Origin of the sequence: Pseudonocardia sp. KRD291 (assembly GCF_019263595.1) — a bacterium.
Lineage (GTDB): Bacteria > Actinomycetota > Actinomycetes > Mycobacteriales > Pseudonocardiaceae > Pseudonocardia.
In genome coordinates this window covers 1-10367 of the sequence record NZ_JADQDD010000230.1, presented here as the reverse complement: position 1 = coordinate 10367, position 10367 = coordinate 1, and the positions used below count along the sequence as shown (strand labels likewise).

At 73.5% G+C, this 10367-nt stretch carries 10 protein-coding genes; 5 read left to right on the top strand and 5 right to left on the bottom strand.

Annotated elements, in window-relative coordinates:
• Positions 1 to 110: 110 nt before the first annotated feature.
• Both I4I78_RS24660 and I4I78_RS24655 read right to left on the bottom strand, forming a co-directional pair.
• A complete protein-coding gene (locus I4I78_RS24660; RefSeq protein WP_218613872.1) occupies positions 111 to 770 on the bottom strand; it encodes a hypothetical protein in 660 nt (219 codons plus the stop codon).
• 16 nt (positions 771 to 786) lie between these two features.
• A complete protein-coding gene (locus I4I78_RS24655; RefSeq protein WP_218613871.1) occupies positions 787 to 2430 on the bottom strand; it encodes an AMP-binding protein in 1644 nt (547 codons plus the stop codon).
• 280 nt (positions 2431 to 2710) lie between these two features.
• Between I4I78_RS24655 and I4I78_RS24650 the strand changes: the two genes are divergently transcribed.
• Positions 2711 to 3457 (top strand): response regulator transcription factor, encoded by a 747-nt coding sequence (locus tag I4I78_RS24650; RefSeq protein WP_218613870.1) that lies wholly within the window; start codon positions 2711 to 2713, stop codon positions 3455 to 3457.
• 59 nt (positions 3458 to 3516) lie between these two features.
• Here I4I78_RS24650 and I4I78_RS24645 read toward each other — a convergent pair whose 3' ends face one another.
• On the bottom strand, positions 3517 to 4920 hold the full coding sequence (locus I4I78_RS24645; protein WP_218613869.1) for an aminomethyl transferase family protein: 1404 nt from the start codon (positions 4918 to 4920) through the stop codon (positions 3517 to 3519).
• A gap of 288 nt (positions 4921 to 5208) precedes the next feature.
• Between I4I78_RS24645 and I4I78_RS24640 the strand changes: the two genes are divergently transcribed.
• The 4 genes from I4I78_RS24640 (at position 5209) to purU (ending at position 8366) form a co-directional block, all read left to right on the top strand.
• Positions 5209 to 5568, top strand: a complete 360-nt coding sequence (locus tag I4I78_RS24640; RefSeq protein WP_218613868.1) for a protocatechuate 3,4-dioxygenase — start codon at positions 5209 to 5211, stop codon at positions 5566 to 5568.
• Positions 5561 to 6409 carry a class III extradiol dioxygenase subunit beta gene (locus I4I78_RS24635; protein WP_218613867.1) on the top strand — a complete coding sequence of 283 codons (849 nt, stop codon included), beginning with the start codon at positions 5561 to 5563 and terminating at the stop codon, positions 6407 to 6409. The genes I4I78_RS24640 and I4I78_RS24635 overlap by 8 nt, the downstream gene beginning before the upstream one ends.
• Before the next feature lie 153 nt (positions 6410 to 6562).
• Entirely contained in the window at positions 6563 to 7441 is an 879-nt protein-coding gene (locus I4I78_RS24630) for a methylenetetrahydrofolate reductase (RefSeq protein WP_218613866.1), read from the top strand.
• A gap of 31 nt (positions 7442 to 7472) precedes the next feature.
• Complete coding sequence (gene purU, locus I4I78_RS24625; protein WP_218613865.1) at positions 7473 to 8366, top strand: formyltetrahydrofolate deformylase; 894 nt, start codon at positions 7473 to 7475, stop codon at positions 8364 to 8366.
• A 12-nt stretch (positions 8367 to 8378) separates the two neighbouring features.
• Here the strand turns inward: purU and I4I78_RS24620 are convergent, their stop codons facing one another.
• Together I4I78_RS24620 and I4I78_RS24615 are read right to left on the bottom strand one after the other, a co-directional pair.
• The gene (locus I4I78_RS24620; RefSeq protein WP_218613864.1) at positions 8379 to 9476 is read right to left on the bottom strand and encodes a cobalamin-independent methionine synthase II family protein; all 1098 of its coding nucleotides are present in this window, start codon (positions 9474 to 9476) and stop codon (positions 8379 to 8381) included.
• Positions 9473 to 10367, bottom strand: an 895-nt coding sequence (locus tag I4I78_RS24615; RefSeq protein WP_218613863.1) for an MFS transporter, incomplete at its 5' end; no start/stop codon positions are given. The genes I4I78_RS24615 and I4I78_RS24620, both read right to left, overlap by 4 nt.

Genomic DNA, 10367 nt, shown 5'->3' with positions numbered 1-10367 from the left:
GCTGCTCGCGGTCCTCGGCTCGCTGCTCTACCTGGCCGTGACGACGACGAAGAAACTCGTCATCCCCTGGCACGAGTCGGTCTCCACCACCGTCTGAGCAGGACCTGCGGTCAGCGGTCGGGGGCGGGCCGGCACGGGGACACCGGGCGCGCGGCCAGGTAACCGGCGGTCGTGATCTCGGCGCGGGTCAGCCCGGTCAGCCACGGCGACGGAGGCACCGACGCCACGAGGTTGTGCCCGACACGCAACGTCAGGCAGCTCCGTCCGTCGGCGACCGCGAACCGGTGGTAGGGCCGCGGGTCGGCCTGCCCGAGAGGGCTCCACCCGCGCAGCAGCACCACGTCCCCGGGACCGGCGGACCACCCGTCCAGCACCAGGCCGCGGTCCCGTTCGGCGTGCACCGAGACGGACATGTGCCCGCGCAGGACCACCACCGCGACGCACTCGGCGTAGAAGCGCGACGTCCGCAGCGGTGCGGTGGAGTCGCTGCCCCGCGGCGTGCAGTGGTAGCCGGCGTCGTTCGGTGCGAACGGCCCGCCGAGATCGGCACGCCCGGCCGTCGCGGCCAGCCACCGGGCCGCGGCGGCGGGCGCCGGGTCGTGCAGGGACGCCGTCGCCGCCGTCCCGCACCCCGGCGGCACCCCGGGATCGAACCGGTAGCGGTCGGCGTCCGCGTTCAGCGCGTCGAGCAGATCGACGGGCAGGGTGTCCGCCGGCCGGGCGTGCCCCGCCCCGAACAGCGAGTGCCGCCGTGTCTGCGACAGGCCCATGGTCCCTCCCGGGGGGTCAGCGATCGTGCTCGGTACGTGCCGCGTGCCCGGCGAGGACCCGCCTGGCCCACGCGAGCTCCAGCTTCCCGGTGGGGGTACGTGCGAGCGCCGTGCACACCACGATCCGGCGTGGAACCTTGTACCCGGCCAGGCGCCGCCGAACCCACTCCTGCAGGTCCGCCTCGCCCACGGCGGCCGGCTCCGCGGTCGCGACGACCGCGCCGACCCGCTCGCCCCACGTCTCGTCCGGGATGCCGACGACGACACAGTCGGTGACCGCGGGGTGGTCGAGCAGGGCGCTCTCCACCTCGTGCGCGTGCACCTTCTCCGCGCCGGTGTTGATCACCCCGGCCCCGCGCCCGAGGAACCGGACGGCGCCGTCCCGGTCGTACGCGGCGAGGTCGCCGGGAACGGCGTAGCGCACCCCTCCGATCGTGCGGAACGTCGTCGCCGACCGGTCGGGATCGTTGTGGTAGCCCAGTGGGGTCGGCCCGCTGTAGGCCAGCAGACCGGAGCCCGGGTCACCGGGTGCGAGGAACCGGTCGTCGTCGGTGAGGATCGCGGTGGCCGCGACCGGCCGGAACCGTGAGGGCAGGTCGCGGGCCGAGCGGGTCGTCGCGAACGCGAACGGGCCACCCTCGCTGGAGGCGAGCGCGTCGACGATCGTGACGTCCGCGCGCTCGTGCAGCGACCGCTTGAGCCGGTCGCCGAGCACCGTGCCGGAACTGATCACCTGCCGCAGCGAGGACAGGTCGTGCGGCGCACCGGTGGCCTCGGCGTGCCCGAGCTCGTCCACCAGCGGCCCGCACACCGCGTTCCCGGCCACGATCAGGGTGCCCACCCGCCGGGTCGCGACGGTCTCCCAGACATGGCGCGGGTCGAGCCTGCCGGGCCTCGTCAGGACCGCCCGGCCGCCGGCGAGCAACGCACCCATGGTGTTGAACAGCCCGGTCCCGTGCATCAGCGGGACGACCGGCATCGTCGCCGGGGCGCGGCCCGCGGCGTGCGCGCCGGCCGCCACCTCCACCGCCTCGGTCAGGGACCCGGGCAGCCGGCCCAGCCCGAGCGGACCGAAGATCGGCACCGTGAGGCTGTGCATCAGGTCGGACTGCCGCCACACGACGCCCTTGGGCGTGCCGGTGGTGCCGCCGGTGTACATGAACAGGCGATCGGTGCCCGGACGCGGGGTGTTCGGCCGGGGCGCGGTGGCGGCCAGCAGGTCCTCCAGCTCCGTGGCCTGCGGGCCGGGATCGTCCTGCGGTGCGGCGCCCGCGCGCACCAGCAGGCGCAGGCCCGTCACGTGCGCGGCGGCGTGGGCGGCCCGTCCGGCGAGCGCGCCGCCGAACACCAGGGCCGCCGCGTCCGCGTCGGTGAGCAGCGAGGACAGCTCGCCCCCGGTGTAGCGGTAGTTCACGTTGACCGGAACCGCACCGATCTTGAACGCGGCGAAGACCGTCTCCAGGTACGCGGCACCGTTGTACAGGTAGCAGGCCACGGTGTCGCCCGGCCCGACTCCGGCCGCCTCGAACGCCGCGGCCAGCCGCGCGGCCCGGTCGTCGAACTCCGCGTAGGTCCGCTCGCGGCCCGGCTCGCAGACGGCGACCGCGTCCGGCAGACGCGCGGCCACGGCCTCCCACACGGTCCCGAACGAGACGTCCATGCGTCGCTCCTCGGTGAGTCGGCCCGGCCGCAGGAGAGCCCTGCGGCGCACCGGGCCCGGCCCCAACCTTGGTCGGGTCGGGCCTGCGCGGCCAGCGCGCATTGACCGCCCCGCCCCGGCCGCCCGGCCGCGCCGGCCCGCGACGTTTGACGTAAGTCCGGGCCACCGGGGCGTCGCTCGGGTCCCGGATGGTGACGGGCACCGCCCGCTGTGGGCATGCTGGCCCCGACGCCGCCGACGACCGTCGGGGCCAGGCTCGCGTCACCGCGGGAGGACTCCGATGCCCGGTCGCAGTGCAGGACATCCGGCGCCCGGGCGCGGCCCGACCGCGGACCCGGCCGGACACGTGACCGGTGCCGGGCGCGCGCCCCGGACGCCGGTGCGGGTACTGGTCGTCGACGACCACGCGGTGGTGCGCCGCGGCCTACGCGCCTACCTCGACGTGCACGAGGACCTGCTACCGGTCGGCGAGGCCGGGGACGGGCAGCAGGCCCTGGACCGCCTCGAGGCGATGGACGCGCACGGCGAGCTGCCCGACGTCGTCCTGATCGACCTGATGATGCCCGGGATGGACGGTGCGACCGCGACCGCGCAGATCACCGCCCGGTACCCCACGGTGCGCGTGGTGGTGCTGACCAGCTTCGGGGAGCTGGAGCGGGTGCACACGGCGCTGGCCAACGGCGCGTCGGGATACCTGCTCAAGGACGCCGAACCGGAGGAGGTCGTCGCCGCCATCCGGGCCGCCGTCGGCGGTGACGTGTTCCTCGACCCGGCCGTGGCCCGCCGGCTGACCCAGGAGATGGTGTCGCCGCCGACCGGGCTCGGGGCGCTGACCGGCCGGGAGCGCGACGTCCTGGTCCTGGTCGCGCACGGACGATCCAACCAGGAGATCGCCGACGAGCTGGTGATCAGCGAACGGACCGCCCGCACCCACGTGAGCAACGTGCTGCGCAAGCTGCAGCTCACGTCGCGGACCCAGGCCGCGCTGGTCGCGGTCCGGCAGGGGCTCGTGCCGCCACCGTCGTGAGCGGCGCCGCAGGCGAGGGCGCCGGCCCCCCACGGGGGCCGGCGCCGTTGCCGTGTGGGTCAGACCGTGGCGGCGGTGCGCCACCCGGCCTGGTAGGTCTCGCGGGCCATCGCCGCGTACGGGGCCGGGCTGACGATCGCGCGGACGGCGAACTGCTCGTGCGGCTGCACGGTGGCCTTGCCCGACCCGCCGCCGGGCTCGCCCCAGATCACCCGGACCTCGGCGCCCAGCGGCACGTCCGGGTCGATGGTCGCCAGCGACAGCGCGGTGCGCTCGTTGGCGCTGTACCCGGTGAACAGCGACAGGCCGACGACCTCGCCGCTGCCGTCCCGGATCTCGTCGAAGTTCGAGGAGCCGTAGTTCGCGTTGGGCAGGTCGAAGAACTGGTAGGTGGGCCCGTCCTGGGCGACCGGGTTGGCCAGCAGCGTGCCGACGTCCTCGGCGTTCCAGGCCAGGGTGACCTTGCGCCGCTGGGTGGCCGGGTCGATCGCCTCCAGGGCACTGCGGCCGATGAAGTCGTGGTCGAACTTGACGAAGCCGCCGTAGCCGAGCTCCCACGGGTTGAGGTAGTAGTCCTCGATCCGGTCGGAGACGAAGCTACCGGCCAGCGCGTTGGTCGCCTCGTAGCTCCGGGCGCCGAGCCACTCGCGGTATGGCCGCATGCCCTCGCCGGTGTAGACGGCGGGCAGCGGGGACGGGATCCAGCCCGACTCCAGCGTGTTGCACGAGTACGCGCGCGCTCCGGCCGGCTCCAGACCGAACTCCCGCCCGGCCTCCAGGATGGCGTCCCGGGTCCGGTCGTAGCTCTCGTAGGGCCCCCACAGCTCGAGGCCGGGGGCGCCGGCCATCCCGTGGCGCAACGTCCGGACCTGCAGCCCGCCGACGTCCAGGTGCCCCATCCGGAAGAACTTGACCTTCTCCACCGGCCCGCCGTGCACCTTCTCGATCACGTCCCAGGCGCGCGGGCCCTGGATCTGGAACCGCCAGATGTCGCGGGTCACCGGCTTGCCGTACGGGCGCGACGGGGAGCGGTCGTCCTTGCGGACGTCCACGTCGTACCCCCGCCCGGCCTGGAACGTCAGCCAGTTCGCGACCGGCGCGCGGCCGACGAACACGAACTCCTCCTCGGCGAGGCGGAACAGGATGCCGTCCCCGATCACCCCGCCGTCGGGGGACACCGGCACGAACTGCTTGGCCGAGTCCACCGGGAACGTCGCGGTGGAGTTGATGCCGGTGTCGGTGAACAGCGCCAACGCGCCCGGGCCGGACACCCACAGGTTGACCATGTGGTGGCTCTGGTCGAACAGCACCGCCGAGGTCTGCCACGCGATCACCTCGCGCCGGAAGTTGGTGAACTCGGCCGGGACGACCGGGTAGATGTAGGCCCCCACCTGGGAGTCCCGGAGCAGTTGCACGGGGTTGCCGGACTCGTCCAGCACGTCCTGCAGGGATGTCGCGCTCATGTGCCACCCGTTCTCGGTCACGGTCGTCGTCGTCGGCTCACGCTAGGGAGTGCCGCGGGCCCGGCGGCACCGTGGAATGGCGGCAGCCCGACGGCCGGGTCGCCGGACCGGGGAGGTCATATGACGTAGCGCGCCGCCGCCGCGACGAATGTCGCGGTGCGGGGGAGACGGGCGGCCCGGCACCGGTCGCGACATGCGCGCGATGGCCGACCGGCCGCGTGGCCCTACCGTCGTCGGAGGGGCGACCGACCGCCGGTGTCGCGCCGCGCCCGAACCGGGGAGCAGCACATGAGCAGCCAGATCAGGCCGGACCTGCCGGGGACCTACGTGTTCGACGGCCCGACCAGCCGGCGGGGGCACGCGATGAACCGGATGTTCATGTCCCTGCGGGCCGAGCAGGCCCGCGCGGAGTTCCGCGGCGACGAGGCCGCGTACTGCCACCGGTTCGCCCTGACCGGCGACCAGACCGGCGCCGTCCTGGAGCGGGAGTGGCAGGCCATGCTCGACCTCGGCGGCAGCATCTTCTACATGTACAAGCTGGCGCTGATGGACGGGCACTCCATGCAGTACCTCGGGGGCGTGTTCACAGGGATGTCCGAGGCCGAGTTCCAGGCCGCGATGCTGGCCGGAGGGCGGACCGATGTCTGAGGTGATCTGGGGGCTGGCCACGTCCCACGTCCCGTCGATCGGGGCCGCGATGGACCGGGAGAAGACGGCCGACCCGGTCTGGGCTCCGCTGTTCGAGGGCTACCGGCCGGCCCGGGAGTGGCTGGCCGGGCACACCCCGGACGTGGCGATCCTGGTCTACAACGACCACGCCAACGGCGTCGACCTCGACGTCGTGCCCACCTTCGCCCTCGGGACGGCCGAGAGCTACCGGGTGGCCGACGAGGGGTTCGGGCGCCGGCCCGTCCCGGACGTGACCGGCGACCCCGAGCTGTCGTTCCACCTGCTGCAGAGCCTGATGGACGAGGGCTTCGACCTGACCGTGTTCCAGGAGCTCGACGTCGACCACGGCTTCACCGTGCCGCTGTCGGTGTGGACCCCGGACCCGGGCGAGGCCTGGCCGTGCCCGGTCATCCCGATCATGGTGAACGTGATCCGGTACCCGCAGCCCACCGCGGCCCGCTGCTACGCGCTCGGGCAGGCGCTCGGCCGCGCGATCGCGAGCTACGACGGTGTGCGCACGGTCGGCATCCTCGGCACCGGAGGCATGTCGCACCAGCTGGCCGGCGCCCGCGCCGGGTTCATCAACTCCTCGTTCGACCACATGTTCCTCGAACAGATCGCGCGCGACCCGGCGAAGTTGGCCGCCCTGACCCGCGAGCAGTACATCCGCGAGGCCGGGTCCGAGGGCATCGAGCTGATCATGTGGCTGGTCATGCGCGGGGCGCTGAACGCACAGGTGCGCACGGTGCACACCGCCTACCACGTGCCGGCCTCGAACACCGCCGCCGGCCTGGCGCTGTTCGACAACCGACCGGGCTGAGCCGCGACGCCTACGTCAGTTGTCCCGAGCGCGGCGGGACGAGCCGCGGGCACGGCTCCGGTCATCCGCGTCATCCCTGGTGGAAGCGGTTTTTCTAGCGTGGGGAACAACCCCGGCGACCGGTCCCGGGCCGTCGACGAGAGGTCCCACGCCATGAGCATCGACATCCCGACGGCCCGCCCGGCCCGCGCCGCGCGTCCCGCCCGCGCCGCGCTCGCCGACGCGCTGCGCGGGGCCGGCTACGAGATCCTCCCGTTCCGCGACACCGAGGAGAAGGTCCTCGCCCACGTGCCGGCCGACATCGCGCTGAGCGTGACGACCACCGAGGCCAGGGGGCTCGAGCCCACCCTGGACCTGGCCGTCCGGCTGCGCGGGCACGGCTATCGGGTGGCGCCACACCTGGCGGCCCGGCTGGTCCGGGACCGGGCGCACCTGGCCGACATCGTCGCCCGGCTGCACGGGGCCGGTGTCGACGGCGTGTTCGTGATCGGTGGTGACGCGGCCGAGCCGGCCGGGCGGTTCACCGATGCGCTGGGCCTGCTGCGGTGCCTGCACGACATCGGGCACCCGTTCTCCTCGGTGGGGGTCGGCGGATACCCGGAAGGGCACGGCACCATTCCGGATGCGCTGATCGCGGCTGCGCTGGCGGACAAGGCCCCGTACGCCACCCACGTCGTCACCCAGCTGTGCTTCGACCCGCACCGCACGCTGGAGTGGGCGCGGCGGGTACATGCGCAGGGCGTGCGGCTGCCGGTGCGGGTCGGGATCCCGGGCGCGGTCGGCCGGCAGAAGCTGATCCGCGTCTCGGCGGGTCTCGGCCTGGGCCAGTCGGCCCGGTTCCTGCGCAAGCAGCAGAACATGCTCTGGCGGTTCTTCCTACCCGGCGGGTACAGCCCGGACCGGTTGCTGGACCGGCTGACCCCGGCGATCGCCCGGCCGGACAACGGGCTGGCCGACTTCCACGTGTTCACGTTCAACGACCTGGAGAGCACGGAGGCGTGGCGGCAGCGCCACCTGGCCCGGCTCGCCTGACCACCGCACCGACCGAGGAGGTAGGGACCCGATGGCTGCGAGCGCCGCAGACGCCGCCGTGACCGCGCACGGACCGCACGGCGTGCTGATGCTCTCCTGCCCGGACGCGCCGGGCATCGTGCACGCGGTGACCGGCATCCTGCTCCGGCACGGCTGCACGATCGTGCAGAGCCAGCAGTTCGGCAGCTCGACCACGGGCATCTTCTACATGCGGGTCGAGTTCGCCCGCGTCGACGGCGAGGCGCCGGACCTCGACGCGCTGCGCCGCGAGATCGCCGGGCCGGCCGCCCGGTTCGCGATGACCTGGGAGCTGACCGACGCGACGCGCCGCCCCCGCGTGGTGATCATGGTCAGCAGGTTCGCGCACTGCCTCAACGACCTGCTGTTCCGCAACTCGGTGGGCGAGCTCGGCGTGGACGTGGTGGCGGTGGTGTCCAACCACCCCGACCTGGGCCGGCTCGCCGACGGCTACGGGGTGCCGTTCCACCACGTGCCGGTCACCGCGGCCACCAAGCCCGACGCCGAGGCGGCGCTGCTCGACATCGTCGGTGCGCAGCGGGCGGACCTGGTCGTGCTGGCCCGCTACATGCAGATCCTGTCCCCGGGCCTGTGCGCGGCGCTGGCCGGTCGGGTGATCAACATCCACCACTCGATGCTGCCCAGCTTCACGGGGGCGCGGCCCTACCACCAGGCCCACGCCCGCGGCGTGAAGTTCATCGGGGCGACCGCGCACTACGTGACCGCGGACCTGGACGAGGGCCCGATCATCGAGCAGGAGCTGATCCGGGTCGACCACTCCCTGAGCCCGGACGAGCTGGCCGCCCGCGGGCGCGAGGCGGAGTGCCGGGCGCTGGCCCGCGCGGTGCGCTGGCACTGCGAGAACCGGGTCGCGGTGACCGGGCACCGGACGGTGGTGTTCGGGTGAGCCGGCCGGCGCTCAGTCCGCCCAGACCGCGGCGGCCGCATCGGTGACCAGGGCCAGCTTCGCGGCCTGCACGTCCTCGGTGAGGTCCGGGTGGGCCTCGACCATCGAGGCGAACCCGCACTGGGTGGACAGCGCGAGCCGGTCGGTGTCGACGTGCTCGGCCGCCTCGCGGACCCGGGAGACGATCTCGTCCACCGTCTCGACCCGGGAGGTCTTGGTCGAGACCAGGCCGAGCACGACGGTGCGGTCCGGCGGGGTGGCGGCGAGCGGGGTGAAGTCGCCGGAGCGCTCGTCGTCGTACTCCAGCAGGAAGCGGTGGAAGCCGCTGCACCGCCGGAACAGCGCCTCCGCCACGTGGTCGTAGCCGCCGGCGGCCATCCAGCGGCCGTTGCGGTTACCCCGGCACAGGTGCACCCCGAACGTGACGCCCTCGACGTCGGTGACCGAGTTCAGCAGGTCCAGGCCCTCGGTGAGGATCCGGTCGGTGGAGATCCCCTGGCCCTCGTACCAGTCCCGGGTCTCCTGCTGGACCAGCGTCGCGATCTCCGGCGCGTCGATCTGGACGTAGCGACAGCCCAGCGCGGCCAGCTCGCGGACCTCCTCGCGGACGATCGCGGCCGCGTCGGCGGCCATCGCGAACGCGTCCGGGTAGGCGGCCGTCGAGTGCTCCGGCGACCAGCGCAGGAACATCATCAGCGGGCTCGGCAGGGTGACCTTGACCGTCGCCCGCGCGCGGGCCCTGGCGTAGGCGAACTCCTCGGTCGCGACCGACCGGCGGAACCTCAGGGTGCCGGTGACGACGAGCGGGAGCTCCTCCTGCACCGGGCCCTGCGCGGTGTACCAGGTGCGGGTGACGCCGGGGACGTACTCCAGGCCGTCGACGTTCTCGGTCACCGGGCCGGTGAAGATGCCGCGCCGCAGCTCGCCGTCGGTGACCACGCCCAGGCCGGAGCCCTCCTGCAGTGCGATCGCCTGGTCGACGGCGCGGTCCTCGACCTGCTTGAACGCCGCGGCGCCCAGAAGTCCGTCCCGACGGGCGGCGCGGGCCCGCACCAGGTGCGCGGGGCGCAGCAGGGACCCGACGACCTCGGCGCGCACCGGCGCGGTCACGACCGGCTCCCGGCCGGGCCGGCCGTCGTGACCGGCGGTGCGGCGACGCCGGGGTCGCCGGGGTCGTCGGGATCGCGCGGCTGCAGGGTCCGTGGGCCCGCGGCCAGGATCGCGCCGAGGCTGACCAGGCAGACCAGCGCGACCAGCGCGGAGACCGCGGCCGAGCTGCCGAACTCGGCGTAGAGCGCGGTGGCCAGGAGCGGGGTGAGTCCGCCGCCGAGGATCGAGGCGACGGTGTAGGCGATCGAGGAGCCGCTGTAGCGCAGCCGGATCGGGAACATCTGCGTGATCAGGGCGGGCTGCACCCCGGACATGATCGAATTGGCGGCCATGATGCCCATCAGACCCAGCACGATCAGCAGCACCGACCGGGTGTCGACCAGCCAGAACATCGGGAACGCCCACAGCACGCCGAGCCCGGCGCCGACGGCGAAGATCGTCCGCCGCCGGAAGCGGTCACCGGACACCGCGGAGGTGATCATGACGATCATCGACCAGACGCTGATCCCGCACACGATCCACAGCATGGTGGTGGACGGGATCCGCAGCGTCGTCGTGCCGTAGGAGACCATGTAGACCGTGATCAGGTAGCCGGTCGCCGGCGCCGCGATCGAGGCCAGGCTGCCGATCAGCAGACCGCGCGGGTTGCGCCGGAACACCTCGACGACGGGCAGCTTCTCGACCCGGCCGGACGCGCGGACCTTCTCGAAGTCGGTGCTCTCCTCGATCCGCAGCCGGATGAACAGGCCGACGATGATCAGCACGGCGCTGCTCAGGAACGCGATCCGCCAGCCCCAGGCCAGGAACTGCTCGTCCGAGAGCAGGCCGCTGAGCAGCAGGAAGACCAGCTGCGAGAGCAGGATGCCCGAGGGCAGGCCCAGCTGCGGGAAG

Bases quoted from the DNA above. Each gene is read 5' to 3' on its own strand.
- I4I78_RS24660 (WP_218613872.1), bottom strand. From the start codon at position 770: ATGGGCCTGTCGCAGACACGGCGGCACTCGCTGTTCGGGGCGGGGCAC.
- I4I78_RS24655 (WP_218613871.1), bottom strand. From the start codon at position 2,430: ATGGACGTCTCGTTCGGGACCGTGTGGGAGGCCGTGGCCGCGCGTCTG.
- I4I78_RS24650 (WP_218613870.1), top strand. From the start codon at position 2,711: ATGCCCGGTCGCAGTGCAGGACATCCGGCGCCCGGGCGCGGCCCGACC.
- I4I78_RS24645 (WP_218613869.1), bottom strand. From the start codon at position 4,920: ATGAGCGCGACATCCCTGCAGGACGTGCTGGACGAGTCCGGCAACCCC.
- I4I78_RS24640 (WP_218613868.1), top strand. From the start codon at position 5,209: ATGAGCAGCCAGATCAGGCCGGACCTGCCGGGGACCTACGTGTTCGAC.
- I4I78_RS24635 (WP_218613867.1), top strand. From the start codon at position 5,561: ATGTCTGAGGTGATCTGGGGGCTGGCCACGTCCCACGTCCCGTCGATC.
- I4I78_RS24630 (WP_218613866.1), top strand. From the start codon at position 6,563: ATGAGCATCGACATCCCGACGGCCCGCCCGGCCCGCGCCGCGCGTCCC.
- purU (WP_218613865.1), top strand. From the start codon at position 7,473: ATGGCTGCGAGCGCCGCAGACGCCGCCGTGACCGCGCACGGACCGCAC.